Origin of the sequence: Sphingomonas sp. BLCC-B65 (assembly GCF_028550675.1) — a bacterium.
Classification (GTDB): domain Bacteria; phylum Actinomycetota; class Actinomycetes; order Actinomycetales; family Microbacteriaceae; genus Microbacterium.
Genome location: NZ_JAQQGL010000001.1, coordinates 549,925 through 575,624 on the forward strand (window position 1 = coordinate 549,925; position 25,700 = coordinate 575,624).

29 protein-coding genes and 2 tRNA genes are annotated in these 25,700 nt (G+C 67.9%); 16 read left to right on the top strand and 15 right to left on the bottom strand.

The window, feature by feature from the left end; genetic code table 11:
• Positions 1 to 10 precede the first annotated feature (10 nt).
• From PP359_RS02685 to PP359_RS02705, 5 genes are read left to right on the top strand one after another with little or no spacing between them, the layout of a single operon-like run.
• Entirely contained in the window at positions 11 to 1,255 is a 1,245-nt protein-coding gene (locus PP359_RS02685) for a sensor histidine kinase (protein WP_378793424.1), read from the top strand.
• Positions 1,252 to 1,974: a response regulator gene (locus PP359_RS02690; protein WP_036320102.1), complete on the top strand. Its 723-nt coding sequence runs from the start codon at positions 1,252 to 1,254 to the stop codon at positions 1,972 to 1,974. Before PP359_RS02685 ends, PP359_RS02690 begins: the two co-directional genes overlap by 4 nt.
• 10 nt (positions 1,975 to 1,984) lie before the next feature.
• Positions 1,985 to 3,145, top strand: a complete 1,161-nt coding sequence (locus PP359_RS02695) for a mechanosensitive ion channel family protein (protein WP_378793426.1) — start codon at positions 1,985 to 1,987, stop codon at positions 3,143 to 3,145.
• Positions 3,142 to 3,600 carry a globin gene (locus PP359_RS02700; RefSeq protein WP_036320094.1) on the top strand — a complete coding sequence of 153 codons (459 nt, stop codon included), beginning with the start codon at positions 3,142 to 3,144 and terminating at the stop codon, positions 3,598 to 3,600. Before PP359_RS02695 ends, PP359_RS02700 begins: the two co-directional genes overlap by 4 nt.
• A 42-nt stretch (positions 3,601 to 3,642) precedes the next feature.
• Positions 3,643 to 5,304, top strand: a complete 1,662-nt coding sequence (locus PP359_RS02705; RefSeq protein ID WP_295774699.1) for an FAD-binding dehydrogenase — start codon at positions 3,643 to 3,645, stop codon at positions 5,302 to 5,304.
• 33 nt (positions 5,305 to 5,337) lie between these two features.
• Here the strand turns inward: PP359_RS02705 and PP359_RS02710 are convergent, their stop codons facing one another.
• Positions 5,338 to 6,006 (bottom strand): DUF8185 domain-containing protein, encoded by a 669-nt coding sequence (locus tag PP359_RS02710; protein ID WP_295774697.1) that lies wholly within the window; start codon positions 6,004 to 6,006, stop codon positions 5,338 to 5,340.
• 56 nt (positions 6,007 to 6,062) lie between these two features.
• On the opposite strand from PP359_RS02710, the gene PP359_RS02715 reads away from it, so the two are divergent.
• A complete protein-coding gene (locus tag PP359_RS02715) occupies positions 6,063 to 6,929 on the top strand; it encodes an acyl-CoA thioesterase (protein ID WP_499249857.1) in 867 nt (288 codons plus the stop codon).
• Between the two features lie 20 nt (positions 6,930 to 6,949).
• On the opposite strand, the gene PP359_RS02720 is transcribed toward PP359_RS02715, so the two are convergent.
• Genes PP359_RS02720 through PP359_RS02735 form a run of 4 tightly spaced genes read right to left on the bottom strand, consistent with a single transcriptional unit; the run spans position 6,950 to position 10,193 of the window.
• On the bottom strand, positions 6,950 to 7,423 hold the full coding sequence (locus PP359_RS02720; protein ID WP_036320082.1) for an acyl-CoA thioesterase: 474 nt from the start codon (positions 7,421 to 7,423) through the stop codon (positions 6,950 to 6,952).
• A complete protein-coding gene (gene ettA / locus PP359_RS02725; protein WP_039416832.1) occupies positions 7,416 to 9,095 on the bottom strand; it encodes an energy-dependent translational throttle protein EttA in 1,680 nt (559 codons plus the stop codon). Before ettA ends, PP359_RS02720 begins: the two co-directional genes overlap by 8 nt.
• A 53-nt stretch (positions 9,096 to 9,148) precedes the next feature.
• Positions 9,149 to 9,640: a DUF6993 domain-containing protein gene (locus PP359_RS02730; protein WP_499249858.1), complete on the bottom strand. Its 492-nt coding sequence runs from the start codon at positions 9,638 to 9,640 to the stop codon at positions 9,149 to 9,151.
• Positions 9,641 to 9,659: 19 nt separating this feature from the next.
• On the bottom strand, positions 9,660 to 10,193 hold the full coding sequence (locus PP359_RS02735; RefSeq protein WP_036316707.1) for a single-stranded DNA-binding protein: 534 nt from the start codon (positions 10,191 to 10,193) through the stop codon (positions 9,660 to 9,662).
• Positions 10,194 to 10,583: 390 nt separating this feature from the next.
• On the opposite strand from PP359_RS02735, the gene PP359_RS02740 reads away from it, so the two are divergent.
• A complete protein-coding gene (locus tag PP359_RS02740) occupies positions 10,584 to 10,730 on the top strand; it encodes a hypothetical protein (protein ID WP_231477064.1) in 147 nt (48 codons plus the stop codon).
• A 21-nt stretch (positions 10,731 to 10,751) separates the two neighbouring features.
• Here PP359_RS02740 and yczR read toward each other — a convergent pair whose 3' ends face one another.
• Positions 10,752 to 12,167 carry a MocR-like transcription factor YczR gene (yczR, locus tag PP359_RS02745; RefSeq protein WP_204947233.1) on the bottom strand — a complete coding sequence of 472 codons (1,416 nt, stop codon included), beginning with the start codon at positions 12,165 to 12,167 and terminating at the stop codon, positions 10,752 to 10,754.
• Positions 12,168 to 12,229: 62 nt separating this feature from the next.
• Here yczR and yczE point away from each other — a divergent pair, with 62 nt between their 5' ends.
• On the top strand, positions 12,230 to 12,874 hold the full coding sequence (gene yczE, locus PP359_RS02750; RefSeq protein WP_499249859.1) for a membrane protein YczE: 645 nt from the start codon (positions 12,230 to 12,232) through the stop codon (positions 12,872 to 12,874).
• Positions 12,875 to 12,927: 53 nt separating this feature from the next.
• On the opposite strand, the gene PP359_RS02755 is transcribed toward yczE, so the two are convergent.
• Positions 12,928 to 13,137, bottom strand: a complete 210-nt coding sequence (locus PP359_RS02755; protein ID WP_036285410.1) for a hypothetical protein — start codon at positions 13,135 to 13,137, stop codon at positions 12,928 to 12,930.
• A gap of 67 nt (positions 13,138 to 13,204) precedes the next feature.
• On the bottom strand, positions 13,205 to 14,146 hold the full coding sequence (locus PP359_RS02760) for a LysR family transcriptional regulator (protein ID WP_112931426.1): 942 nt from the start codon (positions 14,144 to 14,146) through the stop codon (positions 13,205 to 13,207).
• A 119-nt stretch (positions 14,147 to 14,265) separates the two neighbouring features.
• On the opposite strand from PP359_RS02760, the gene PP359_RS02765 reads away from it, so the two are divergent.
• Positions 14,266 to 15,258, top strand: coding sequence for a putative oxygenase MesX (locus tag PP359_RS02765; RefSeq protein ID WP_499249860.1), 993 nt, complete (start codon positions 14,266 to 14,268; stop codon positions 15,256 to 15,258).
• Complete coding sequence (locus tag PP359_RS02770; protein ID WP_499249861.1) at positions 15,225 to 16,316, top strand: methionine synthase; 1,092 nt, start codon at positions 15,225 to 15,227, stop codon at positions 16,314 to 16,316. Before PP359_RS02765 ends, PP359_RS02770 begins: the two co-directional genes overlap by 34 nt.
• A 17-nt stretch (positions 16,317 to 16,333) precedes the next feature.
• On the opposite strand, the gene PP359_RS02775 is transcribed toward PP359_RS02770, so the two are convergent.
• Positions 16,334 to 16,405, bottom strand: a tRNA-Arg gene (locus PP359_RS02775).
• A gap of 86 nt (positions 16,406 to 16,491) precedes the next feature.
• Between PP359_RS02775 and orn the strand changes: the two genes are divergently transcribed.
• From orn to PP359_RS02800, 5 genes are all read left to right on the top strand, one after another.
• Positions 16,492 to 17,115, top strand: coding sequence for an oligoribonuclease (gene orn / locus PP359_RS02780; RefSeq protein ID WP_036285393.1), 624 nt, complete (start codon positions 16,492 to 16,494; stop codon positions 17,113 to 17,115).
• A gap of 34 nt (positions 17,116 to 17,149) precedes the next feature.
• A tRNA-His gene (locus PP359_RS02785) sits at positions 17,150 to 17,225 on the top strand.
• 25 nt (positions 17,226 to 17,250) lie between these two features.
• Positions 17,251 to 17,601: a metallopeptidase family protein gene (locus PP359_RS02790; RefSeq protein ID WP_499249862.1), complete on the top strand. Its 351-nt coding sequence runs from the start codon at positions 17,251 to 17,253 to the stop codon at positions 17,599 to 17,601.
• Positions 17,598 to 17,882, top strand: a complete 285-nt coding sequence (gene clpS, locus PP359_RS02795) for an ATP-dependent Clp protease adapter ClpS (RefSeq protein WP_499249863.1) — start codon at positions 17,598 to 17,600, stop codon at positions 17,880 to 17,882. Before PP359_RS02790 ends, clpS begins: the two co-directional genes overlap by 4 nt.
• Positions 17,879 to 18,364 carry a DUF2017 family protein gene (locus PP359_RS02800; protein ID WP_135949162.1) on the top strand — a complete coding sequence of 162 codons (486 nt, stop codon included), beginning with the start codon at positions 17,879 to 17,881 and terminating at the stop codon, positions 18,362 to 18,364. Before clpS ends, PP359_RS02800 begins: the two co-directional genes overlap by 4 nt.
• Positions 18,365 to 18,377: 13 nt before the next feature.
• Here the strand turns inward: PP359_RS02800 and PP359_RS02805 are convergent, their stop codons facing one another.
• The 6 genes from PP359_RS02805 to gatC are packed head-to-tail and all read right to left on the bottom strand — an operon-like array spanning position 18,378 to position 23,921.
• The gene (locus PP359_RS02805; RefSeq protein WP_499249864.1) at positions 18,378 to 18,953 is read right to left on the bottom strand and encodes a nucleoside/nucleotide kinase family protein; all 576 of its coding nucleotides are present in this window, start codon (positions 18,951 to 18,953) and stop codon (positions 18,378 to 18,380) included.
• Positions 18,937 to 19,257 carry a hypothetical protein gene (locus tag PP359_RS02810; protein WP_036285382.1) on the bottom strand — a complete coding sequence of 107 codons (321 nt, stop codon included), beginning with the start codon at positions 19,255 to 19,257 and terminating at the stop codon, positions 18,937 to 18,939. Before PP359_RS02810 ends, PP359_RS02805 begins: the two co-directional genes overlap by 17 nt.
• A gap of 22 nt (positions 19,258 to 19,279) precedes the next feature.
• Entirely contained in the window at positions 19,280 to 20,539 is a 1,260-nt protein-coding gene (gene dinB / locus PP359_RS02815; protein WP_499249865.1) for a DNA polymerase IV, read from the bottom strand.
• A 60-nt stretch (positions 20,540 to 20,599) separates the two neighbouring features.
• A complete protein-coding gene (gene gatB, locus PP359_RS02820; protein ID WP_036316685.1) occupies positions 20,600 to 22,114 on the bottom strand; it encodes an Asp-tRNA(Asn)/Glu-tRNA(Gln) amidotransferase subunit GatB in 1,515 nt (504 codons plus the stop codon).
• Complete coding sequence (gene gatA / locus PP359_RS02825) at positions 22,114 to 23,625, bottom strand: Asp-tRNA(Asn)/Glu-tRNA(Gln) amidotransferase subunit GatA (protein WP_294944193.1); 1,512 nt, start codon at positions 23,623 to 23,625, stop codon at positions 22,114 to 22,116. Before gatA ends, gatB begins: the two co-directional genes overlap by 1 nt.
• A complete protein-coding gene (gene gatC / locus PP359_RS02830) occupies positions 23,622 to 23,921 on the bottom strand; it encodes an Asp-tRNA(Asn)/Glu-tRNA(Gln) amidotransferase subunit GatC (protein WP_036285370.1) in 300 nt (99 codons plus the stop codon). The genes gatA and gatC overlap by 4 nt, the downstream gene beginning before the upstream one ends.
• A gap of 58 nt (positions 23,922 to 23,979) precedes the next feature.
• Here gatC and PP359_RS02835 point away from each other — a divergent pair, with 58 nt between their 5' ends.
• Positions 23,980 to 25,698 (top strand): long-chain-fatty-acid--CoA ligase, encoded by a 1,719-nt coding sequence (locus tag PP359_RS02835; protein WP_499249866.1) that lies wholly within the window; start codon positions 23,980 to 23,982, stop codon positions 25,696 to 25,698.
• The last annotated feature ends 2 nt before the right edge of the window (positions 25,699 to 25,700 follow it).

Consider the following 25,700-nt stretch of genomic DNA (forward strand, 5'->3'; position numbering starts at 1 on the left):
GCTGGAAGAGATGACCGCTCTGAGCCGCAGCTCGCTCGACCCCGCGTCCGGCGAGCTGCGGCTTCCGCGTCCGCCAGGCGTGATCCGCCGCTTCTGGGCACGTCATCCACGCGTGACGGACGTCATCGTCGCCCTCCTCACCGCGCTGGTGACGTTCCCCGCTCCCGGACGGGACGATCTCGCCGGCGACGATCGACTGTGGACGGGCGTGCGTCCCGTCGTCGTCGTGGTGCTCACGCTGGCGTGCGTCGCGATGCTCTGGCGTCGCCGCCGCCCACTGGTGCCGTTCTCGCTTGCGGCGCTGGGAGCCCTGCTCGCCGTATCGTCCGGTTCGGGGGTGGGGTCGGGCACGACGGCCGTCGCCGTCTACGCCGTCGCGGTGTATGCGGGCTCGTCGGCCGCTTGGATCGCCTCGGGCATCGCGATCGGTGCGGCGACGATGGCCGCGGGCACCGCCGTCCTGCTCGGGGCGTTGCCGTGGTCGACGGCGGTCAACGGGTGCGCCGCTCTTGCGGTGGGCCTCCTGCTCGGGTGCCTCGTGGGCGTGAACATCGGCAACCGCGCCCGTTACGTCGCGGCGCTGATGGAGACCTCCCGTCAGCTGTGGGCCGAACGCGCGCAGCACGCGGAGCACGCCGCCGCAGCCGAGCGTGCGCGCATCGCCCGCGAGATGCACGATGTCGTGGCGCACTCGCTCACGGTGATGGTCGCGTTGGCCGAGGGCGCCACGGCCACGGAGGATGCGGCGCGCGCCCGTGCGGCGACGGGCCAGATCGCGACGACCGGCCGCGGCGCGCTCGATCAGATGCGGGCCATGCTGGGTGTGCTGCGCGGCAGCGACGCCGCTGGAGCACCGCTGGCACCGCTGGACGGCGGCACGGTGCGCGACGCCGTTGCAGCCGCACGAAGCGCGGGCATCCCCGTCGTGCTGCGGACGACCGGTGGCGAGATCACGGATCTCTCCGTGCGTCTGGCTGTCGCGCGGGTGGTGCAGGAGGGGTTGACCAACGTCATCCGACACGCTCCAACGGCGCAGGAGGTGACCGTCACCATCTCGACGACGACCAGCGAGGTGGTCGCTGAGGTCGTCAACGACGGCGTCGAAGGGCCCGCGTCCCGCGGAGGCTACGGCATTCGCGGTCTGCAGGAACGAGCCGCACAGGTGGGCGGCGTCGCGGAGGTGGGCCGGCGGCCGGACGGGCGGTGGCATGTGCGGCTGACCGTGCCCGCGTCGGCGGAGCGGATGCTGTCATGACCGACCCGATTCGTGTCGTGATCGCCGACGACCAGCAGCTCATCCGGCTGGGTTTCGGCCTGGTCCTGGACGCCGAGGCGGACATCGCCGTGGTGGGCGAGGCGGTCGACGGCGCCGATGCCGTCGCCATGTGCACAGCGCTCCGACCGGACGTCGTGCTGATGGATGTTCGCATGCCGCGACTCGACGGTGTGGCGGCGACGGCGCGCGTGATCGCCGCGGTGCCGCAGGCGCGGGTGCTGGTGCTCACCACGTTCGATCTCGACGAGTATGCCTTCGGCGCCCTGGATGCCGGGGCCAGCGGCTTTCTGCTGAAGGACGTCGAGCGCAGCGCGCTGGTCGCGGCCATCCGCGCCGTCGCCGCAGGCGATGCCGTACTGGCGCCGCGGGTCACCCGTGAAGTGCTGCGTCGGCAGGGACTCGGGGCGCCGGCGGCGCCCGCGGCGGATGGTGCCGAGCGGTCGGCGATCGAGGCGCGGGTGGGCGGGCTCACGCCGCGGGAGAAGGAGGTCTTCCTCGCGGTGGCGCGGGGTCTGACGAACGCAGAGATCGCGAGAGAGCTCTTTCTCAGTGAGACGACCGTGAAGACTCACGTCGGCCGCGTGCTCGCCAAGCTCGGCGCGCGAGATCGCATCCAGGCCGTCATTCTGGCCCATCGGGGCGGGTGGACCGACGACTCCCCCGTGGCTTCCCAGAGCGGGCAAAGCCAGCCTCGTTAGGATCGACACGATGAGGTACTTCTCTGATTCCGGCGGTGGAGCGACGGCCCCCGTGGTCGACCCGGGGATATGGACGGCGATCCTGACCTGGCTCGGCGAGGCCGGGGTGAACCTCCTCACGATCACCGGCATCATCGCCGGCGCATTCGTCGTCTCGTGGGTACTGCGCCTGGTCATCCGGAGGATCGTCAACCGCATCGTCTCGGGAGCCAAGAGCAAGGCGAACGTCGACGACACGCAGGCGTTGGAGCGCTCGCCCCTCGCGGCCATGCGGCTCGTGCAGCGCACGCGCACGCTCGGTTCGATCCTGCAGAACATCGTCAACGTCGCGATCGTCACCATCGCGATTCTGCTGATCTTCAACGTCCTCGCGCCCAGTGCGCTCGGCTCCTTCGCGCTACTGTCGGCAGCCATCGGTGCCGGTCTCGGTTTCGGCGCGCAGAACATCGTCAAAGACGTGCTCAACGGCATCTTCATCGTCGCCGAGGACCAGGTCGGCATCGGCGACGTGGTCGATCTCGGGCTGGCCACCGGCATCGTCGAGTACGTCAGCGTCCGCATCACGCACGTTCGCGATGTCAACGGAACCCTCTGGTACGTGCGCAACGGCGAGATCACCCGCATCGGCAACATGTCCCAGGGATGGTCTCGCGTGATCATCGACCTCGCTCTGCCGGTCGACGTCGACATCGAGCAGGTCGAGAAGACGATGCTCGCCACGGCGAAGAACCTCGCGAAGGATCCGAAGTGGCGCACCCGCGTGATCGAGCAGCCCGAGGTCTGGGGCCTGGAGTCGATCACCGGCGATGCCCTCGTCATCCGCCTCGTGATGAAGACCCGCGCGAACGCGAAGGATGATGTCGCCCGCGAGCTGAGGATGCGCCTGAAGCGCGCGATGGACGAGTTGGGCGTCACGCTCCCCTCCATGAACACCGTCATGCTGGCCGGCCTCGAGGGCGCCCAGCGCGTGCGCGGTGCCAATCCGCCGCGTACCCGACCGACACCCGTCGCGACCGCCGATGGAAAAGGCATCTGGAAGCCCAAGCGCGGCGGCCGAGCGACTCAGGCGCCCGCGGTCGACGGCGAGGTGGAGGTCGCGACGCCCCCATCCGGCGCGACGCCGGCACCGAAGACACCCGCGCCGAAGAGGACCGATGAGGGGGACGCGTGAGCGACGACGCAGAGACGTTCTATGCACAGGTCGGCGGGCACGAGACCTTCGTGCGCTTGGTGGACGCGTTCTACCGCGGTGTGGCGGCCGACGACGTGCTCAAGCCGATGTACCCCGAGGAAGACCTCGGCCCGGCCGCCGAGCGGCTGACCCTCTTTCTCGAGCAGTATTGGGGCGGACCGACGACCTACAGCGAGCGACGCGGACATCCTCGTCTGCGCATGCGGCATGTGCCGTTCCACGTGAATCCGGATGCTCGTGATCGGTGGCTGCTCCACATGCGCCGCGCCGTCGACGAGCTGGAGTTGTCGCCGCTGCACGAGGCCACGCTCTGGGACTATCTCCAGCGCGCCGCGCATGCGATGGTGAACACATTCGAGCCCACCGGAATCGGCCCGGAACGGCCAGCGACGGCATCCTCGCTGGCGGTCCGTTCCTCGGACCAGACCAACTGACGCCCGTCCCCGGGCACCGAGATCACGACGAAGGAGTCGACCTTGGCGAAGACGCAGCTTCACGAGACGGACATCCTCGTGATCGGATGGGGGCTCGCCGGGCTCGTTGCCGCCACGGAGGCCGCCGCGGCCGGGCGCCGAGTGATCATCGTCGATCAGGAACCACGATGCAATCTCGGCGGCCAGGCGTTCTGGTCGTTCGGCGGCTTGTTCTTCGTCGATTCGCCTGAGCAGCGACGACTCGGTATCTCCGACTCGCTGGAACTCGCGCGTCAGGACTGGTTCGCGACGGCGCAGTTCGACCGCGACGAAGATCAGTGGCCCCGCCGATGGGCCGATGCCTACCTCGACTTCGCACATGGAGAGAAGCGGGCGTGGCTGCGCGGGAAAGGAGTCGGTTTCTTCCCCGTCGTCGGCTGGGCCGAGCGCGGCGGCTACAACGCGACGGGTCCGGGAAACTCGGTGCCTCGGTTCCACATCACCTGGGGAACGGGCCCAGGGCTGGTCGCGCCGTTTCAGGCCGAGGTGGAGGCCGCAGAGGCCTCCGGTCGCATCACCGTACTCCCCCGTCACCGCGTCACCGCCCTGCTGACCGACGCGGACGCTGTCACGGGCGCGCACGGCGAGGTGCTCGTCCCCTCGGCGGCCGCGCGAGGAGAGCAGACGTCACGAGAGGTCGCCGGCTCCTTCGAGATCCGCGCGAGCGCGACGATCGTGTGCTCGGGGGGCATCGGCGGCAACCACGAGCTCGTCCGCGCGCAGTGGCCGGCGCGATTGGGCACGCCCCCGACCCAGATGATCACGGGCGTTCCCGCGTACGTCGACGGGTCCATGCAGCCGGTCGCTCGGGCGGCGGGAGCGCACCTCATCAACGGGGATCGCATGTGGCACTACGTCGAGGGCATCCAGAACTGGAGCCCGATCTGGCCGAACCACGGCATCCGGATCCTCCCCGGCCCGTCGTCCGTGTGGCTCGATGCGACCGGTGCACGACTGCCGGTGCCGCTGTACCCGGGCTTCGACACTCTCGGGACACTCGCGCACCTGCGACGCACCGGCCATGACCATTCCTGGTTCGTGCTGTCGCAGAAGATCATCGAGAAGGAGTTCACGCTCTCCGGAAGCGAGCAGAATCCCGATCTCACCGGCAAGGACGTACGACTGCTGTTGCGATCGCGCCTGGGCAAGGGGGCCGCGGGGCCCGTCCAGGCCTTCATGGATCAGGGCGCGGACTTCGTCGTCCGGCGTTCGTTGGACGAGTTGATCGACGGTATGCAGGCGCTCCCGGGAGGCGAGCTGCTGGATCCCCAGCTCGTGCGCCGTGAGATCGAGGCGCGCGACCGCGAGATCACCAACGACTTCACGAAGGATGCGCAGATCGCGATGCTCAGGTCGGCGCGCGCGTTCCGCGGTGACCGTCTCATCCGCACGGCGGCGCCGCATGCGATTCTCGACCCGGCGAACGGGCCGCTCATCGCGGTCAAGCTGCACATCCTCACGCGGAAGTCCCTCGGAGGTATCGAGACAGACCTGTCCGCGCGGGCATTGGACGAACGAGGCACAGTGATCCCCGGCCTGTTCGCCGCGGGTGAGGCGGCCGGCTTCGGAGGTGGCGGTGTGCACGGCTACCGAGCTCTGGAGGGCACCTTCGTCGGCGGATGCCTCTTCTCCGGGCGCATTGCCGGACGGGCCGCGGCCGGCTGATCCGTCGCCGCCGAACGCGGGCTCCCGCCCGTCTCAGAGGGCGCCCGTGGCTCGGACCTCCGTCAGCCCCGTGTGCACTCGCGTCCTCGTCAGCACGTGACCTCGCTGCAGGGTGATCCGCGTCCACGGGCCGCTGCGGCGCACGGCAGCCGTCTCGGCGCCGGCGACGAAGCCCAGAGCGAAGGCGGCGAACGCGACTCCCCGGGGAAGATCCGCGAGCTCGGCGTCGGGCTCTCCCCATACCTGAGCGCGCACGAGACGCACCACATCTTCGCCGGCGGACGCAGGCACCGCTTCGGCCACGGCTGCGATCCCCCACTGGGCGCGCGATGCGAGAGTGGCGGCATCGATGCCGCTCGCCTGCGTCCAGCCGCCCCGGGGTGGCGACACACCGGCCCACGGTGCCGAGACGGCGGAGTCGGGCAGAAGGACCGAGCGCTCATCGTCGCCGATCGTGAGCGACGCGGCATCCACGACGAGGTCGCACTCGAGTTCGGGGTCCACGCGCACGAACCGCATCCCGAGAACGGTGGGGGTCGACTCCAGGAGCGTCTGGGGCGCAAGCGGCGCCGATGTCACCCCGAGCGTCCCCTGCACGGCGCGCAACCGCACGGCTCCATCGCCGAGTCGCGCGGCACGGTCGGCGAAGGTGAGGACGTCGGACGCCGTCGACGGATCGGGGAACAACAGCTGTGCGGACATCCGACCTAAACTATCAAGCTGTATGCACCACGGACGGAGAGCGTGTGGGAACGGGAATGCAGGGCGAAAGCGATCCGGTCGCCGAAATGCTGGAGGTCCTGGATATCTCCTCCGGCGATGCGCGGACCACTGAAGACATCTTCACCGGGATCTCCCACCCGATGCCGTCGGGCCGCATCTTCGGCGGCCAGGTGCTGGCTCAAGCCATCATCGCGGCGGACAGGACGACCGGCGACGACCGCGTTCCGCATTCCATGCACGGCTACTTCCTGCGCCCCGGGGACGCAATGCGGGGCGTGACGCTGTCCGTCGACCGCATCCACGACGGCCGTTCCTTCTCCACACGCCGTACGCAGGTATACCAGGACGGGGTGCCGATCTTCTCGATGATCGCCTCGTTCGAACAGGAGGATGACGGCCTCGACCATCAGAGCCGTATGCCCGAGGACGTCCTCAGCCCCGAGGAGGCCCTGGCGCGGTGGGAGACAACGCGGCGGCATCCGCTGTCGCAGCGCCTCCTGGACCGCAATCCGATCGAAGTCGTGCATGCCGAGGGAGCGATCTACGATGCGGTGGAGGGTGCCCACGTTGCCGCCCAGAACGTCTGGATGCGAGCGAAGCGGCCCCTCGGAGACGATGCCGCCCTGCACCGCGCCGTGCTGGCGTACATGAGCGATCTGACCATCCAGGAGCCGGTGCTGCGTGGACACGGCATCCCGTGGTCGCAGCCCGGACTCAAAGTCGCCAGCCTCGACCACGCGATGTGGTGGCACCGGCCCGTGCTCGTCGACGAGTGGCTCTTGTACGTGCAGAACTCGCCCAGCGCCCGCGCAGGGCGAGGACTCTCATCGGGGCGGATCTTCACCCGCGAGGGCGAGCTCGTCGCATCTGTCGGGCAGGAGATCATGGTCCGCGTCCCCTGACGCGGGCCGTCCTCGCCCGCTCAGCGGCGCCGGAACGAGACGGGTTCGCCGAGGTAGGGGCCCCACGCGTCACGCATCGTGTCGGTGAGTCGCACCGGCCGGAAGGTGTGAGCATCGACCAGCACGACGGAAGAGGATGCTTTCGCGTAGAGCGTGCGGTGGTCGTCGCTTCGTGGACTGTAAACCTCGTAGCAGACCTCGATGCTCGATCCTCCGAGTTTTCCGAACCACATCTGCACGTCGAGCGGCTCGCGCCGGTACGGCACCGGCGCGAGGTACTCGATCTCCTGATGTGCGATGAGCGTCAGCACGCCGGCATCGGTGCCCGCGTCGATCACCGCGGTGTCGGGCGCTTCGTCGCCGAAGACCGGCGTCCAGAACACCCGCACGCGCGCTTCTTCGAGCAGCTTCAACATCGTCGCGTTGTTGACGTGGTTGAACGCGTCCAGGTCTCCCCATCGCAAATGGATGGGCACGTGCAGTCGTTCAGTCACGGGTGAGCTTGCGGTGGGTCGATCGGTGCGGGTTGGCGGCGTCGGGCCCGAGGCGCTCGATCTTGTTGGCCTCGTACGCCTCGAAGTTGCCCTCGAACCAGTACCACTTGTCGGGGTGCTCGTCGGTGCCCTCGTAGGCGAGGATGTGGGTCGCGATGCGGTCGAGGAACCACCGGTCGTGGGTGATCACCACCGCACATCCGGGAAACTCCAAGAGGGCGTTCTCCAGCGAGCTCAGCGTCTCGACATCGAGGTCGTTGGTGGGCTCGTCGAGCAGCAGCAGGTTTCCGCCCTCCTTCAGGGTGAGCGCCAGATTCAGGCGATTGCGCTCACCGCCGGAGAGCACTCCCGCCTTCTTCTGCTGGTCGGGGCCCTTGAAGCCGAACTTCGACACGTACGCACGCGAGGGGATCTCGGTCTTGCCGACGGTGATGATGTCGAGACCGTCCGAAACGACCTCCCACAGCGTCTTGTTCGGGTCGATGTTGGCGCGGCTCTGGTCGACGTAGCTGATCTTGACCGTCTCGCCGACCTTCAGATCGCCGCCGTCGAGCGGCTCCAGCCCCACGATCGTCTTGAAGAGCGTCGTCTTGCCGACACCGTTGGGGCCGATGACGCCCACGATGCCGTTCGGCGGCAGGCTGAAGCTCAGGCCGTCGATCAGGGAACGATCGCCGAACCCCTTCTGCAGCTTCTTGGCTTCGATGACCACACTGCCCAGGCGCGGACCGGCCGGGATCTGGATCTCTTCGAAGTCGAGCTTGCGCGTGCGCTCCGCCTCGGCGGCCATCTCCTCGTATCGGGCGAGGCGGGCCTTCGACTTCGTCTGCCGTCCCTTCGCCGAGGAACGGACCCACTCGAGCTCGTCCTTCAGGCGTTTGGCGAGCTTCGCGTCCTTCTTGCCCTGGATGTCGAGGCGTTCTGCCTTCTTCTCGAGATAGGTCGAGTAGTTGCCCTCATAGCCGATCAGTCGACCGCGATCGACCTCCGCGATCCACTCCGCGACATTGTCCAGGAAGTACCGGTCGTGGGTGATGGCGATGACTGCGCCCTTGTACGACTGCAGGTGCTGTTCGAGCCAGAGAACGCTCTCCGCGTCGAGGTGGTTGGTGGGCTCGTCCAGCAGCAGCAGGTCGGGCTTCTGCAGCAGCAGCTTCGCCAGTGCCACCCGGCGGCGCTCGCCTCCGGAGAGCTTGGTCACGGGCTCGTCCGCGGGCGGGGTGCGCAGCGCGTCCATGGCCTGCTCGAGCTGCGAGTCGAGGTCCCAGCCGTCGGCCGCGTCGATCTCTTCCTGCAGCACGCCCATTTCGGCCAGCAGGGCATCGAAATCCGCATCCGGGTCGGCCATCAGCGCGGAGATCTCGTTGAAGCGATCGAGCTTGGCCTTGATGGCTACGCCGTCCTGGATGTTCTCCAGGACGGTCTTGGTCTCGTCGAGCTCGGGCTCCTGCATCAGGATGCCGACGGTGAAGCCCGGCGTCAGCTTGGCCTCCCCGTTCGACGGTGCGTCGAGACCGGCCATGATCTTCAGGATCGTCGACTTGCCGGCGCCGTTGGGGCCGACCATGCCGATCTTGGCTCCGGGGAGGAACGCCATCGTGACGTCGTCGAGGATGAGCTTCTCGCCCACCGCTTTGCGGGCACGGACCATGGAGTAGATGTATTCGGCCATAACGGCCCAAGTCTACGCGGCCGTGGTGACCTCCACGGCGTGCGGGCGCCCGGTCACCAGTCGATCGGGCGTGTCTGTCCAACCAGGCACGTGCCCTCCGGCACGAGCGGAAGCACGCGTGCCTGCGGGCCGGGTACCGACGGGCCGACCTGTCCGACCAGGCACTCGCCCTTCCACTTGACGGAGAACTGGATCGAGTCGGCCTGATTTCCGACCGTCGTCAGGTCCTGCGTGACTTCCATGGCCGACTTGTCGAAGCCGCCCGCAGTGAGCGCGTCGATGTATGCCCGCCCCTGCGCCGCCTGTGCACCGGACGCCACCGCGTCGACGATCGACGTGAAGTAGGGCAGGTTCTGGGTGGCAGAGCCGTTCGGCATCAGCGCTGGTCCCGTCGGAGTCGGTGTGGGTGTCGCCGTGGGCGTGAGGGACACCGACAGTGTGGGTGTCGGGGTGGGGGCTGCGGTGGTGCAGCCGCTGAGCATGAGGACCGCGCCGACGCATGCGGCGAGGGAGAAAGGGACCGCACGCTGACCGACGTTTCGCACGTCACGAGTCTAGGCGGCGTCAGAACGGGGTTGTGTCCTCGCCCGCTGTGGCCCACCCGCTGGCGCTGACGAGGGCGACATCCGGTTCTTCGGGTGAGGAGGCCGCGTCGCTGGAAGCCTCCGTGCTCTGTGGAATGTCGGAGGGGCCGTCGCCGGGCACGGCCCACCCCGTGCTCTGCGCCACAGTAGCCGACGCCGACGGTGTGGTTCCCTTCTGGAAGCTCGTGGTGCCGAACATGAGGTCGTGGCCGAGTCCTTCCGCGTCGATCTCGGCGGAGGATCCGCTCTTTCCTCCCGACTCCCATTGCTTGACGCGGAACCGTCCGGTGACGATGACCCGCTGCCCCTTCTCCAACGATGCCAGGGCGTGATCGGCCAGCTTCCTGTATGCCGACACCCAGTACCAATTGGTGTGACTGTCGACCCACTGACCGTTCTCGAGGCGTCGTTCGCTGCTCGCGAGTCGAAAACTGATGGCGGGGATGCCGCCCGGCAGTTCCCGACGCTCGGGCTGGGACGCGACGTTGCCGATGACGGTGATGCGATCGCTCATGATGACTCTCCTTGTCTTCGATGCCCGGACGATCCGGCTGGCGCCGCGACCGGCGTACCCTTCGTGCGCCGCGGCACCCCCAGCGTCCTTCTCGCCGCAGAGCGTCGACGCGAGGCGCGAGCAGATTGTGGAGAGGGCGCCGAAGCGCAGAGGTGGGGAGGAGGTGTCGATCGGTCGTCCGTCGGCGGGGCACGGGGGTGCCGCCGATGTCGGAGGGGGAACGTATCTTCGAAAGTGGCGGTGTCAGTGACGGTGACGTGGCGGTGACGTGATGGTGACGGGAGTGGCGACATGATCAGTGCGGCAACGGCCCTACCTCGGTCCGTGCGCGGGTGTTCCTTGCGGGCGGTGTCCGACCGTCGGTGGAGGGTCATCGACAGGCGCGGCGTCGTGATCGGACACGTCCGGCGCGAGCAGTCGGCGCAGGGGACGCGTTTTCACGCGGAGCGCTTCGAACTCGCCCGAGCCAGAATGCGCGAGCTGGGCTCGTTCTGCAGGCTCGACGAGGCGGTCGAGTGCCTGGCGTATCTGCGCTGACGAGCGAGCAAGCCGCGCTCGTCACACCACCGCGTCGAGGATCTCGCCGCCGTGCACGGGCGCGGCGGCTCGCACCGAGGGCCACGCGTCGGCGAGCGTGTCGACGGCGCGTCGGAGCTCCTCGGGTGGTGCCGTGAAAGGCAGGCGGAGATGACGGTCGTGCGTCCCGTCGACCCCGAATCGCGACCCGGACGAGAGAGAAACGCCATGGGCGCGGGCTGCGAGGACGAGCCCCGTGCTCAGAGGCGCATCCAGCTCCACCCAGAGCGCCACGCCGCCGTGCACCTGCGGGATCTTCCACTCCGGCAGGCGGCGGGTGAGCGCATCGACGAGAGCGTCTCGGCCCGATCTGAGCAGCAGAGAACGCTGCGTGAGAATCTCCGGCAGGTGGCTGAAGAGACGAGCGGCGACCGCCTGCTCGAAATCCGGTGTGCCCAGTTCCCTGGCGGGGCGCGCCGCGACGATCCGCTGCACGAGTTCCCCGTCCGCGCGGATCCACCCGATGCGCAGACCACCCCAGACGATCTTGCCGAGCGAGCCGACGCGCACCACGGCATCGTGGCCGAACGCCGGTGATGCGGCGGGAACGTCGATGGTCAGATCGGCGGTCGTCTCGTCGATGACGAGAGTGGAGCGCGAGGCGCGGGCAGCGTGTGCGAAGGCTGCCTCTTCCTCGTCCGTCATCGAGCGGCCCGTCGGGTTCTGGAAGCGTGGCATCAGATAGGCCATCCGTGGCTGCGTTCGTGTGAACACTTGAGCCGCGCGATCGAGGTCCCAGCCTCCGCCGATCGTGACCGGCACAGCTACCAGTCGCGCGCCGGCGGCACGAATCGCCTCGGCCGCATGGGGGTACGTCGGCGTCTCGATGACCACCCGATCCCCACGACCGACGAGAACGGTCGACAGCAGGTGGATCGCCGACTGCGCACCTGTCGTCACGACGATCTGGCTCGGGTCGGTCGGGATGCCGCGTGCGCTGTATCGGTCTGCAATCGCTTCTCGGAGTTCGATGGCGCCCCGGATGTCATAGCCCGACCGAGCGACGATGCGTGCGGCATCCGCCGCGGCCTCCGCGATGATGCCGGCGAGCCCCGGCCACGCGGCGGGACTGGCCTGTTGCAAATCGATGGCGCCGGTCGTGGCCGCTGCGCCTCCGATGTCACGGCTCGGCCGCGCCGTCGTCACGCTTCCCGATCCGCGAAGGCTTGCGATATGACCGGTGTCGCGCAGGCTTCGATATGCCGCAGCGACCGTCGTTCGGCTCACCGAGAGTGCAGCGGCGAGTTCTCGTTCGGCGGGAAGAGCGGTGTGCGCGGCGATGCGGTTGTCCAGACACAGGATACGGATGCTGTCGGCGAGGGCCTCATACGCCGGCTCCCGCGTGCGCCACCCGCCCAGCATCCCGGCGAACGTCCGTGCCCCGATCCTCGAGTCCATGGTGGCCACAGTATCCGAATTGGACTGGTAGTAGATGTCCAATTGTGAGATTGGATTGCGGCATGACTGCACGTCTTGCTCGCCTGCTCATCGGTCTCATCCTCTACGGCGTTGGTTGCGGCGTCATGGTGCAGGCCCAGATCGGCGTGGATCCTTGGACGGTCTTCGCGCAGGGACTGTCGGTGCAGACGGGGGTGGGCATCGGATGGATCACGAACCTCGTCGGCCTGCTCGTGCTGCTGCTGTGGATTCCGCTGCGCCAACGGCCGGGCATCGGCACCCTTGCCAACATCCTCCTCGTCGGAACCAGCATGCAGCTGACGATCTTGGCGCTTCCGGCGATGAATGGATTCGTGACGCAAGTGATCGTGTTCCTCGGCGGGATGGCGCTGGTCGCGCTGGCCTCGGGAATCTACATCGGAGCGCGTTTGGGGCCGGGGCCGCGCGATGGCCTCATGACCGGCATGAACTCCCGGCTCGGGTGGCCGGTGTGGGCATGTCGACTCACGATCGAGGCGACCGTGCTTCTGTTCGGGTGGCTCCTCGGCGGCACCGTGGGCCTCGGCACGGTGCTGTTCGCAGCCGGCATCGGTCCCCTGGTCCACGTCGCTCTACAACTGCTCGACGTGTCACGTCGCGGGGCCGCGGCCGAGGTCGACCCCGGTCGAGACCCGGTCGCGGCGGCGGGCGCCCCGCGCGTGGGCTGATCCGATCGCGCAGGGACGCGCGCCGTGGCGGTGCGGGCTGCGCAGCAGAGCGCCTAGTGCTGGCGGAACTGCGGCCAGTCGGACCCGGGAGCAAGGTGGCTGTGGAGGGCGCTCTTCGCGACCTCCATGGACGGATACGTGCCGACACTCGCGGTGGCGCCGGCGACCGTGGGCGTGTAGCCCTCCTCGCTCTTTCTCACCGTGCCGACGACGTTGCCGTCAGTGCCGTATGCGACCCACAAGGTGGATGATGCCGAGGTCATGATGACTCCTCTCGTCACCGCCGACGGTACGCGCTCGCGGCGGAACTATCGAGGGGTCGGCTCACCGTCATCCGACGAGCGACACTCCGAAGCCGGCCACCACCTGGCGCAGTTCGGTGAGGTAGCGCTGGGCCTGGTCGGTCAACGGCACCGCCGTGCGCCCGATCCATCCGATCTCGATCTGCTCGTCGACGTCGAGCGCAACGGCCACGATCTCGGGATCGAGGTCGTCGCTGATGATGCCCGTCGAGATGGTGTAACCGTTCAAGCCGATCATCAGGTTGAAGATCGTGGCGCGATCCGAGACGCGGATCTCGCGCGAGCTCGACAGCGTCGACAGGATCTCTTCGGCGAAGTAGAACGAGTTGTTCGCACCCTGATCGAACGTGAGTCGAGGCAACGATGAGAGGTCTTCGAGACTCACGCTCCGCTGCAGCGAGAGCGGGTTTCGGCGCGAGACGAAGACGTGGGGTGCGGCGACGAAGAGCGTGTGAAATGCCAGCCCTGAGTCGCGCAGGAGCTTTCCGATGACGTTGCGGTTGAACTCATTGCGAAACAGGATGCCGAGTTCGCTGCGCAGCGTGCGCACATCCTCGATGATGTCGAAGGTGCGCGTCTCCCGCAGCGAGAACTCGTACTCGGCGGCATCAGTTGCTCTGACCATGCGGACGAACGCGTCGACGGCGAAGGAGTAGTGCTGGGTGGAGACGCCCAGCAGGCGCCGCGAGGGAGCAGTGCCGAGGTAGCGCTGTTCGAGCAGTGCAGCCTGCTCGACGACCTGGCGGGCGTATCCGAGGAACTCGATGCCGTCGGTGGTCAGGCTCACTCCGCGCGCGGATCGCAGCAGTAGGTCGCGTCCGATCTTCTTCTCGAGGTCGCGCATCGCAGCGGACATCGTCGGCTGCGACACGAACAGCAGGTCGGCCGCAGCACTGATCGACCCCTCCGCAGCGACCTCGATGAAGTACTGGAGCTGTTGCAGCGTGATTCCCATCGGGGGTCGAGACATAGCCACAGACTATATGGGTGCATAGTTTGAGCGCATTACTCGATGACAGCGCTCGTCCCGCATGCTCGGATCAGCATCATTCGCGGCCGTACCGGCCCCTGCCCAGGATTGGCCCTCGCATGGCGAACGACATCGCTTTCAGCATCACGACCACTCGTTTCGACGAGGACTACGCACCCGCCGCGCATTCGCGTGTGACGACGAACTTCGCGAATCTGGCGCGTGGCGCCGGGCGGCGCCAGAACCTCCGCAACGCGCTCGCGATGATCGACCGTCGGTTCAACGAGCTCGCCGCCGGCGACGATCAGGGCGCCGAAAGCTATCGGGTCGAACTCGACATCGTCACGGTGCAGCTTCAATTCGACGACACGGCCGAGGCCGAGCGCTTCCCCATCATCGAGGTTCTCGACGTCGGCATCCTCGATCACCGCACGGGTGAGCACCACCGCGGCATCGTCGGGAACAACTTCTCCTCATATCTGCGCGACTACGATTTCAGCGTCGTGCTGCCGGCAGCGACAGCTGCCGCGGGGACGTTCACCGTTCCGGAGGATTTCGGCATCCTGCACGGTGAGCTCTTCCAACGGTTCTTGGCGTCGGATGCCTACCGGCAGCGCTTCGCGGGCTCCCCGGTGATCTGCATCAGCGTGTCGACAAGCCGAACGTACCGTCGCACGGGCCTCGTGCACCCGGTACTCGGCACCGAGTACGTTCAGGATGCCTTCTCTCTCACCGACGATTACTTCGCCCGGATGGGTCTGCAGGTGCGCTACTTCATGCCGCGCGGCTCCGTCGCACCACTGGCGTTCTACTTCCGCGGCGACCTGCTGAACGACTTCTCCGATCTGCAACTGATCGGCACGATCGCGACGATGGAGACGTTCCAGAAGATCTATCGTCCCGAGGTGTACAACGCACTCGCCCCCGCCGGCGAGGTCTACCGTCCCACCCTGGACCATGTCGACTTCGTCCGCACCGAGATCGACTACGACCGTGAGGAGCGCAGCCAGCTGGCCGTCACCCAGGGCCGCTACGCCGAGGAGTACTTCGTGAAGCCCCACCTCCAGACCCTGGAACAGTGGATCGCCGGCGTGGCGGAGCCCGTCGCATGACCGGCGACGGCACCGTCCATCAGGCTCCTCTGCTGCCGGTGACGACGGTCGGCAGCCTCCCCAAGCCCGCCTGGCTCGCCGAGCCCGAGGTGCTCTGGTCGCCGTGGCAGCTGCACGGCGACGTGCTCGCCGATGGCAAACGCGACGCGCTGCGCGCCGTGGTGCACGAGCAGCAGCGGCGCGGCGTCGACATCATCACCGATGGCGAACAGACCCGTCAGCACTTCGTCACGACCTTCATCGAGCACCTCGACGGCGTCGACTTCGACAACCGCGAGACGGTGCGCATCCGCAACCGCTACGACGCCAGCGTGCCGACGGTGGTCGGCGCGGTCGGTCGTCGCGCGTCCGTCTTCGTCGAGGATGCCGCGTTCTTGCGCGGGCAGACCGACCTGCCCATCAAATGGGCTCTGCCAGGACCGATGACGATGATCGACACGTTGGCGGATCGGCACTATGGCAGCCGTGAAAAGCTCGCGTGGGAGTTCGCGACGATCCTCAATGAGGAGGCTCGCGAACTCGAGGCCGCCGGAGTGGACATCATCCAGTTCGACGAGCCGGCGTTCAACGTCTTCTTCGACGAGTTGAAGGACTGGGGAATCGCTGCGCTCGAACGCGCCGCGGAGGGCCTGCGCGTCGAGACCGCGGTGCACATCTGCTACGGGTACGGCATCAAGGCGAACACCGACTGGAAGGCGACACTCGGATCCGAGTGGCGTCAGTACGAGGAGTCCTTCCCTCTTCTGCAGCGCTCGCGTATCGATATCGTCTCGCTGGAGAGCCAGCACTCGAATGTGCCGATCGAGCTCATCGAACTCATCCGCGGCAAGAAGGTCATGCTCGGCGCCCTCGACGTGGCCCGCACGCACGTCGAGACCCCGGAAGAGGTCGCGGCGGTGCTGCGGCGGGCGCTGCCGTTCGTCGACGCCGACAAGCTGATTCCGAGTTCGAACTGCGGGATGGCCCCGCTGTCACGGGAGGTCGCATTCGGCAAACTGAGCGCACTGTCCGCCGGAGCAGCACTCGTGCGCGCCGAGCTGGCAGGCGCGGACTCGTGACGGGCGGCTCGATGCGGTGCCCCCGGCAGGATTCGAACCTGCGACCAACGGATTAGAAGGCCGTCGCTCTTCCACTGAGCTACGGAGGCGCTCTCCCAGCGTACTGTGGTCGCCGGCCCGTCGCTGATTGTGACGCATCGGTGCCGAGGTCGCAGGCCCTCATTAGGATGAACGCATGGTGAATGCCGCGGAGAACGATCGTCTCGTCTGGATCGATTGCGAGATGACCGGTCTCGACCTCGACGTCGACGAACTCGTCGAGATCGCGATCGTGGTCACCGACTTCGAGCTCAACGTCCTCGACCCCGGCTTCCAGGTGGTGATCAAACCCGACGCCTCGGCGCTGGCGAACATGAACGATTTCGTCACGCGTATGCACGAGACCTCCGGGCTCCTCGCCGAGATCCCGGACGGTATCAGCCTGGCCGAGGCGGAGTTCGAAGCCCTCGAGTACATCCAGAGGTTCGCTCCTGAGGGCAAGGCGCCGCTTGCGGGAAACACGATCGGCACCGACCGGATGTTCCTTGCAAAGTACATGCCGCGTGTCGACCGCTGGCTCCATTACCGCAGCGTCGACGTCTCCAGTATCAAAGAGCTGTCTCGTCGCTGGTACCCGCGCGCGTACTTCAACGCACCGGCGAAGGACGGTGGCCACCGGGCACTGGCCGACATCCTCGAGTCGATTCGTGAGCTGGCGTACTACCGGCAGGCCGTCTTCGTTCCGGAGCCGGGGCCCTCCAGCGACCAGGCACGCGACGCGGCGGCCGCCGTCGTGTCGTCGTATGCCTCCGGTGTGTAATACAATCGTCTGGTTGCCTGGAAGCAGGCGCATGGTGGCTATAGCTCAGTTGGTAGAGCACCGCGTTGTGGTCGCGGGGGTCGCGGGTTCAAGCCCCGTTAGCCACCCCACTTTCTCCCCGATCGGGATGTCGACATGATCGAGATGGACGCCGACGCGTTCGAAGCTCTCGTCGCCGACGAACTCGATCTGCTGCCCGAGCGCATGCTCGTCGGACTCGACAACGTCGTCTTCGTCGTCGAGGACCGGCCCGAGGACGGTTCCCTCGACCTGCTGGGTCTCTACGACGGTCTGGCGTTGACAGAGCGCGACCGTTACGGCACCGGGGAGCTGCCCGACCGGATCATCCTCTACCGTGAGCCGCATCTGCACGCCTGCGGATCGATCGCGGAGCTCCGGGACGAAGTGCACACCACACTGGTGCACGAGATCGCGCACTTCTACGGGATCGACGACGAGCGCCTGCACGAGTTGGGTTGGGCATGACGATTCCCCTCGAGGATGTCCGCCTGGAGGAGCGCTCGGAGGTGACCGGTCCCTGGCAGACGGTGGTCTGGAACGATCCGGTCAACTTGATGAGCTACGTCGTCCATGTCTTCCGCACCTACTTCGGTTACACCCGCGAGTATGCCGAGCGTCTGATGCTGCTGGTGCACCACGAGGGCCACGCGGTCGTCGCCGAAGGCGCGCGTGAGCAGATGGAGCTCCACGTCCAGGCGATGCACGACTACGGCCTCTGGGCGACCGTCAGGAAGGCCGACACATGACGAGGGTGCGGATGGCGGTGTCCGCGCTGGAAGCCGCGCATCTCACGGACATCGTCCTGCAGTTCACGGATCTGCTCGCCGAGTCCATCGACGGAGTCGATGATCCGGGCGTCGCGCGCCTTGTTCCCGACGGCTACCGGGACGCTCCGGAGGATGCCGCGGAGTTTCGTCGTCTGACCCAGGACGACCTCCTCGATCGGCGTCGTGATGATGCGGCGCTGGTGCTGGTGACGCTGCAACGCGATGGCCAGACACGGCGTCCGCAAGACCTGGACCGCGCGGACGCCGAGGCCGAGGTGATCGTCGAACTGGATGCCGGTGCGGTCGCTGCGTGGTTGCGAACGTTGACCGCGGTGCGGCTGGTGATCGCGACACGCCTCGGGATCACCACAGAAGAGGAGCAGGACGACGACCCCCGCTTCGGTGTCTACAACTGGCTGGGCTTCCGCCTCGAAGGCCTGCTCCAGGCGATCGAGGACTGACCGCCTCCAGCCCTCACGGGACGTCGATGACGATCGTTGCGAGCGATTGCGGGCGATGCGCGCGGAGGTGCTCCTCTTCCTGGTCGGCCCAGCGACGCCAGTGCGGCCGGTAGGTGTCGCCGTCTCGAGCGAGCGCGCGATCGCGCCGCGCACTCTCGGGCGATTCCACCCACACGCGCACGTGTGCCAGAGGCGCGGTGCTCGGAGTGAGCACCCCTGCTCCCTCGAGGATCAGGGGGACGTCGGCGGGCGTCTCCACCTCGGCCCCCGGACGATCGGCTGCCCAGTCCCACCGTCGCCACACGGCCGCCCTTGCCTCGCTGACGGGGATCAGGATGAACTCCCGCGCCAGAGTTGAACCGGCCGAGAGCCCGTCCCACCCCGGATACAGCTCGTCGAGGCCGATCATGCTGACGGGGCGCCCCCACCGCTCGCGCACCCGTCGCGCGAGGGTGGATTTGCCCGCGCCGGACCGTCCGTCGATCAGGACGATCGGTGTGATCTCCGGCTCCAAGGCCGCAATGGCGGACTCGATGCGGTCGACCCCGCTCGAGAGCGCCGCATCGACCTCGTCAGCGCTTGAGGGCACGGATGATGCGGCTGAGCGTGCGTCCCGCGACCCACACGAAGGGGATCGCCACCGCGACCAGCGACACGAGGTTCGGCTCGAAACGCAGATCGTCGCCCTTGCGGATGTAGGCACCGAGGGGAACGGCGAAGCCGCCGCCGCCCCCGCCGTTGTTGCCGCTCTCATCCTCGCCGGCGCCGAAGCCCGACCACGACAGAGCCACGGGGATGAGGCGGATGCCGTCGACGTCCTGCTGCTCGCCGTAGACGCTGTTGACGCCGAGCGATGCCGACTGCTTGCCGAGTTCGAGTGCGAGATTGGGCATGTTCCCACCGTAGCCGGGAAGCTCACTCGGTGCGAGGGAGCCGCGGATTCGTCGGCAGAGCATTCACATCACGGCGCGGACCGAGGACGCTCGCCCGGGTGACCACTCCCCCGCCGAAACGCTCACGCGCGTCGTCCAAGGCGGCGTCGACCCGTCGCCACTCGGCATCCTCATCCCAGAGCGGCACGGATCCACCGTCCCCGCCGCGCAGCTTCTCGGCGCGCACGCCGATCAGGCGCACCGGCTGGCTCAGCTCCAGCGCGTCGAACAAGCCGATGGCGACGTCGCCGATCCGCTGGCCGACGTCCGACGGCTCTGCCAGCGACAGCGAGCGCGAAAGCGTGGTGAAGTCGGCATAGCGCAGCTTCAACGCGACGGTTCCGGCCCGCCAGCCTCCGTCGCGGAGACGCGCCGCGACGCGATCGGAGAGCCGGCGAAGCTCGCTGCGCAGGACTGCCGGGTCGGCGACGTCGGTGAGGAAGGTCTCCTCATGCCCGATGCTCTTCTCCGTGCGTTCCGTCTCGACGGCTCGGGGGTCGATGCCGTGCGCGAGTTGCCAGATGCGCTCCCCGCCGGCGGGTCCGAGTGCGCGATCCAGGACGGCCCGCGGCGAGGCGAGGATGTCGGAGACGAGCCGGATGCCGCGACCCTCCAGCGTCTCCGCGGCCTTCGGCCCCACCCCCCACAGCGCCGAGACGGGCAGCGCGGCGAGGAAGGCGGCGGTGTCGGGTTCGCTGACGATGAGCAGCCCGTCGGGCTTCGAGCGCGTGGAGGCGATCTTCGCCACATGCTTCGTGGCCGCCACCCCGACGCTGCAGATCAGTCCCGTCTCCGCTGTCACGCGGGCCCGGAGCATCCGGGCGATCTCCCCCGGAGTTCCCCAGAGCCGCCGTGCGCCGGACACGTCGAGGAACGCCTCATCGATCGAGAGCGGCTCCACGAGGGGGGTGATGTCGTGGAAGATCGCCATCACCTGACGTGACAGGCTCGCATACCGCTCGAAGTGCGGAGTGACCACGACGGCCTGCGGACACAACCGAAGAGCCTGTGCGACGCCCATTGCCGACCGCACGCCGAATCGACGAGCCTCGTAGGAGGCGCTGGAGACCACACCGCGTCCCTCCATACCGCCGACGATCAGCGGCTTGCCGGCCAGGGAGGGATCGTGGAGGACTTCGACCGACGCATAGAAGGCGTCCATGTCCACGTGAAGAATCCGCGTGCCGGTGTCGTCGGCACCGGGCGGCGAGACGACCCGCCCCGACCCGTCACCCCGTCCCATGAGTCCATTCTCGGTGACGCCGCCGACATCGCGGCGCCACCGAGAAGGCAGCGTGTGCGACTACTGCGCCGCGCGCTCCAGAACGAGCTCGCGGACGCGTGCGGCGTCGGCCTGACCCTTCATCGCTTTCATGACGGCGCCGATGACGGCACCGGCGGCCTGCACCTTGCCGTCGCGGATCTTCTCGAGCACGTCGGGCTGCGCGGCGAGAGCATCGTCGATCGCGGCGATCAGCGCGCCGTCGTCCGAGACGACCGCAAGACCGCGTGCGTCGACGACCTGCTGCGGCGTGCCTTCGCCGGCGATGACGCCCTCGAGCACCTGACGCGCCAGCTTGTCGGTGAGCGTGCCTGCGTCCACGAGCTGCTGCAGCGCGGCCACCGATGCGGGGGTGACGAGCGATGAAGCTTCGACTCCCTGAGCGTTGGCGATGCGAGAGATCTCGCTCATCCACCACTTGCGCGCGGCCGCAGGCGCAGCGCCCGCTGCGACGGTCGCGTCCACCTCGGCGAGCAGGCCCGCGTTCACGATTCCCTGGAAATCGATGTCGGCGAAGCCCCACTCGGCCTTCAGACGTCGCCGACGCGCGGCGGGCGGCTCCGGAAGAGCAGCACGCAACGACTCGACCAGCGCGGAGGACGGCGCGACGGGCAGGAGGTCGGGCTCCGGGAAGTAACGGTAGTCGTCGGCATCCGACTTCGGACGCCCCGGAGAGGTCGTCCCGGTGTCTTCGTGCCAGTGCCGCGTCTCCTGAGTGATCGTCCCGCCCGCGGCGAGGATCGCCGCTTGACGCTGGATCTCGTAACGCACGGCGCGTTCGACCGAGCGCATCGAGTTGACGTTCTTTGTCTCGGTGCGCGTGCCGAGCTTCTCCTGCCCGCGTGGGCGCAGGGACACGTTCGCATCGCAGCGGAGGTTTCCGCGTTCCATGCGCGCCTCAGAGATGCCGAGCGAGAGCACCACGTCGCGAATCGCCCGCACGTACGCGGCGGCCAGCTCGGGTGCACGGTGTTCCGCGCCGAAGATCGGCTTGGTCACGATCTCCACGAGTGGGACGCCGGCGCGGTTGTAATCCACGAGCGAGTACTCCGCGCCCTGAATGCGGCCGGTGGAGCCGCCGACGTGCGTGAGCTTGCCGGCATCCTCCTCCATATGCGCCCGCTCGATGGGCACCTCGAAGACCGTCCCGTCGGTCAGTTCCACCTCGATCTGGCCCTCGAAGGCGATGGGCTCGTCGTACTGCGAGATCTGGTAGTTCTTGCCGAGGTCGGGGTAGAAGTAGTTCTTGCGCGCGAAGCGGCTCGATGGCGCGATCTGGCACCCGAGGGCGAGCCCGAGGCTGATCGAGAACCGCACCGCCGTCTCGTTGACCACCGGCAGCGACCCCGGAAGGCCCATGTCGACAGGCGCCACGAGGGTGTTGGGGGCGGCATCGTGGTTCGAAGCGTGCGCCGGATTTCCCGCGGGGGAGAACATCTTCGTCTCGGTGTTGAGTTCGACGTGCACCTCGAAGCCGAGCACCGGCTCGTAGAGCTTCAATGCCTCGTCGAAGTCCATCAGTGCGGCCGTGGCCATCAGCGGTTCCCTCCCAGAAGCGGGGCACGGTCCAGCAGAGGACCACCCCACGAATCGACGAGCAATGCCTCGGCAGCGGCGCCGACCCGGTACAGACGGGCGTCCTCCCGCGCCGGCGCGATGAACTGGATGCCGACGGGCAGCCCGTCCTCCTCTGCCAGACCCGACGGAATCGAGATGCCGGGGACGCCGGCCAGGTTCACCGGAATCGTGGTGACATCGTTGAGGTACATCTGCAGCGGGTCATCGATCTTCTCGCCGAGCTTGAACGCAGTGGTGGGAGCCGACGGCGTCGCGATGACATCGACCTGAGCGAACGCCGCGTCGAAGTCGCGCTGGATGAGCGTGCGCACCTTCTGGGCGCTGCCGTAGTAGGCGTCGTAGTATCCGGCCGACAGCGCGTAGGTGCCGAGAATGATGCGACGCTTCACCTCCTCGCCGAAGCCGGCGTCTCGAGTGGCAGCCATGACGTCTTCGACCGTGCCGCCCGGGACGTCGACTCGCAGGCCGAAACGGACGGAGTCGAATTTGGCGAGGTTGCTCGACGCCTCCGCGGGAAGGATCAGGTAATACGCGGCGACGCCGTACTCGAAGTGCGGGGCGCTGACCTCAACGATCTCCGCGCCCTGCGCTTCGAGGAGCGCCAGCGCCGCGCGGAACGATGCCGACACGCCGGCCTGGAAGCCGCTGTCGGGCAGCTCGCGAATCACGCCGACCTTAAGCCCCGCAAGACCGGCGCCGGCGGCGCCTTCGCGTGCGGCCGCCGCAAAGGAGGGCCAGCTGTCGGTCAGCGACGTCGCGTCGTGCGGGTCGTGGCCGCCGATGACGTCGTGCAGGAGCGCCGAGTCGAGCACGGTGCGCGAGACCGGACCGACCTGGTCGAGTGAAGACGCCAGCGCGATGGCGCCGAACCGGCTCACCCCGCCGTAGGTCGGCTTCATGCCGACGGTTCCCGTGACGTGCGCCGGCTGGCGGATCGATCCGCCCGTGTCCGAGCCGAGAGCCAGCGGAGCCTCGAAGGCGGCGACGGCGGCCGCCGATCCGCCCCCGGAGCCTCCGGGGATGCGATCGAGGTCCCACGGGTTGTGGGTGGGACCGTACGCCGAATGCTCCGTCGACGATCCCATGGCGAACTCATCCATGTTCGTCTTCCCCAGGGGCACCAGGCCGGCGGCGCGCGAACGCGCGACGACGGTGGCGTCGTAGGGCGACAGGAATCCCTCCAGGATCTTCGAGCCGCTCGTAGAGGGCATGTCTGTCGTGACGAGCACGTCCTTGATCGCGAGGGGAACTCCCGCGAGCTCGCCCAAGGCTTCACCGGCGGCGCGGCGGCGATCGATGTCGGCGGCAACCTCGAGGGCGTGGTCACTCACGTGCAGGAAGGCGTGCACATCGCCGTCGACGGCGGCGATCCGGTCGAGGTGGGCCTGCGTCGCTTCGACGCTGGACACGTCACCGGAGGCCAGTCGTGCGGCCAGGTCTGCGGCGTTCAGCCGTGTGAGATCGGTCACTGCTCCTCCCCCAGAATCGCCGTGACGCGGAAGCGACCGTCGGCGGCGTCTGGCGCGTTCTGCAGCACCTGCTCCACCGTCAGCATCTGGCCGACGACGTCGGGACGGAAGACGTTCTCGAGCGGGAGGGGATGGCTCGTCGCGGGGACGTCGGGCGTTGCCACCTCGGACACCTTCGCGATGTTGTCGACGATCACCGAGAGCTGCCCCGTCAGGCGCTGCACCTCGTGCTCGTCGAGCTGAATCCGGGCCAGAACGCCGAGATGGCGAACGAGTTCAGGGGTGATTTCAGACACCCGTCGATTCTAGTCGGCCCCCTTCGGCCCGCTTCTCACGGCCGATAGGCTGGCCCGCGTGAGTGCCGCTGCCCCGTACGACCCGCCCCGCCCGTGGATCGCCAGCTACGCCGCCGGAGTCCCCGATGATCTCGAACCGGTCACCGGCTCGCTCCTGGACATCGTCACGGCATCGGCGCGTGACTACCCGGATGCGCCGGCGCTGCAATTCTTCGGTCGCACGACCTCGTACCGCGACCTCGTCGAGGCGATCGATCGCGTGGCGGCGGGTCTCCGAGAGCGTGGGGTCGGCAAAGGCGACACGGTCGCGATCGTACTGCCCAACTGTCCCCAGCACATCATCGCCTTCTACGCGATTCTGCGCCTCGGCGCCATCGCGGTGGAGCACAATCCGCTCTACACTCCACGGGAGCTGCGCAAGCAGTTCGAAGACCACGGGGCGCGCACGGCCATCGTCTGGAGCAAGGTCGCCGCCACCGTGCAAGCGTTCCCCGCCGATCTCGCCGTCACCACGCTGGTCAGCGTCGACATCACGACCGCCATGCCGCTCTCGCTGCGTCTCGCGCTGCGGCTTCCCGTCGCGAAGGCCCGTCAGTCGCGCGACGCGCTCACCACGCGCGTGTCGCACGCCGTGCCCTGGGAACACCTGGCACGCAGCGAAGCACTGGCGGCATCCTTCCCCGGTCCGGTCACCGACGACGTCGCCATCATCCAGTACACGAGCGGAACGACGGGAACGCCGAAAGGCGCGGTGCTCACCCACCGCAACCTCCTGGCCAACGCCCGGCAGGCTCAAGCGTGGGTCCCGTCGATCCAGCGCGGCAAGGGATGCGTCGTGTACGCGGTGCTGCCGATGTTCCACGCCTACGGGCTGACCCTGTGCCTCACTTTCGCGATGTCGATGGGTGCCCGTCTGGTGCTGTTTCCCCGCTTCGAACCCGCGATGGTCCTCGAAGTGACGAAGAAGCACCCGGCGACGTTCTTGCCGCTGGTGCCGCCGATCGCCGATCGACTGCTCGCCGCAGCGCGCGCCGAGGGCGTCTCCTTGGCCGGCACGGAGGTCGCCATCTCCGGAGCGATGGCGTTGCCGCATGATCTCGTCGTGCCGTTCGAGCGGGCGACGGGTGGCTACCTCGTCGAGGGCTACGGGCTGTCCGAGTGCTCGCCGGTTCTCATGGCGAACCCGGTCGCCGACAATCGCAAGGCGGGAACGGTCGGACTCCCCCTCCCCGGCACCGAGTGTCGCGTGGTCGATCCGGACGATCCCACCGTGGACATGCCCTCCGGTGAGCGGGGCGAGCTGATCGTGCGGGGCCCGCAGGTCTTCCAGGGCTACTACGGCAAGCCGGAAGCCACCGAGGAGGTCTTCGTGGACGGGTGGTTCCGCACCGGCGACATCGTCCAGATCGACGACGAGGGGTTCGTGCGCATCGTGGATCGCATCAAGGAGCTCATCATCACCGGCGGGTTCAATGTGGCGCCCACCGAAGTCGAGAACGCACTGAGGCAGCACCCGCGCGTGGTGGATACCGCTGTCGTGGGCCTGCCAAGCGAGCATTCGGGCGAAGAGGTCGTCGCCGCCGTGGTGCTCGACGGGTCCGGAGCCGACGTCGACACGGACTCCATCCGGGACTACGCCCGCGGCATCCTCACGCCCTACAAGGTCCCCCGCCGGATCTTCATCGTCGACGAGCTGCCGAAGTCGCTGATCGGAAAGGTGCTGCGTCGCCAGGTGCGTGAGTCCTTGCTCGAGCTCACGCATCCCGGAGGAGACTGAAC

Coding starts and splice junctions, on each gene's coding strand:
- PP359_RS02685 (WP_378793424.1), top strand. CDS start 11: ATGACCGCTCTGAGCCGCAGCTCGCTCGACCCCGCGTCCGGCGAGCTG.
- PP359_RS02690 (WP_036320102.1), top strand. CDS start 1,252: ATGACCGACCCGATTCGTGTCGTGATCGCCGACGACCAGCAGCTCATC.
- PP359_RS02695 (WP_378793426.1), top strand. CDS start 1,985: ATGAGGTACTTCTCTGATTCCGGCGGTGGAGCGACGGCCCCCGTGGTC.
- PP359_RS02710 (WP_295774697.1), bottom strand. CDS start 6,006: ATGTCCGCACAGCTGTTGTTCCCCGATCCGTCGACGGCGTCCGACGTC.
- PP359_RS02715 (WP_499249857.1), top strand. CDS start 6,063: ATGCAGGGCGAAAGCGATCCGGTCGCCGAAATGCTGGAGGTCCTGGAT.
- ettA (WP_039416832.1), bottom strand. CDS start 9,095: ATGGCCGAATACATCTACTCCATGGTCCGTGCCCGCAAAGCGGTGGGC.
- PP359_RS02735 (WP_036316707.1), bottom strand. CDS start 10,193: ATGAGCGATCGCATCACCGTCATCGGCAACGTCGCGTCCCAGCCCGAG.
- yczR (WP_204947233.1), bottom strand. CDS start 12,167: ATGGACTCGAGGATCGGGGCACGGACGTTCGCCGGGATGCTGGGCGGG.
- yczE (WP_499249859.1), top strand. CDS start 12,230: ATGACTGCACGTCTTGCTCGCCTGCTCATCGGTCTCATCCTCTACGGC.
- PP359_RS02755 (WP_036285410.1), bottom strand. CDS start 13,137: ATGACCTCGGCATCATCCACCTTGTGGGTCGCATACGGCACTGACGGC.
- PP359_RS02760 (WP_112931426.1), bottom strand. CDS start 14,146: ATGTCTCGACCCCCGATGGGAATCACGCTGCAACAGCTCCAGTACTTC.
- PP359_RS02765 (WP_499249860.1), top strand. CDS start 14,266: ATGGCGAACGACATCGCTTTCAGCATCACGACCACTCGTTTCGACGAG.
- orn (WP_036285393.1), top strand. CDS start 16,492: ATGGTGAATGCCGCGGAGAACGATCGTCTCGTCTGGATCGATTGCGAG.
- PP359_RS02790 (WP_499249862.1), top strand. CDS start 17,251: ATGATCGAGATGGACGCCGACGCGTTCGAAGCTCTCGTCGCCGACGAA.
- clpS (WP_499249863.1), top strand. CDS start 17,598: ATGACGATTCCCCTCGAGGATGTCCGCCTGGAGGAGCGCTCGGAGGTG.
- PP359_RS02800 (WP_135949162.1), top strand. CDS start 17,879: ATGACGAGGGTGCGGATGGCGGTGTCCGCGCTGGAAGCCGCGCATCTC.
- PP359_RS02810 (WP_036285382.1), bottom strand. CDS start 19,257: ATGCCCAATCTCGCACTCGAACTCGGCAAGCAGTCGGCATCGCTCGGC.
- dinB (WP_499249865.1), bottom strand. CDS start 20,539: ATGGGACGGGGTGACGGGTCGGGGCGGGTCGTCTCGCCGCCCGGTGCC.
- gatB (WP_036316685.1), bottom strand. CDS start 22,114: ATGGCCACGGCCGCACTGATGGACTTCGACGAGGCATTGAAGCTCTAC.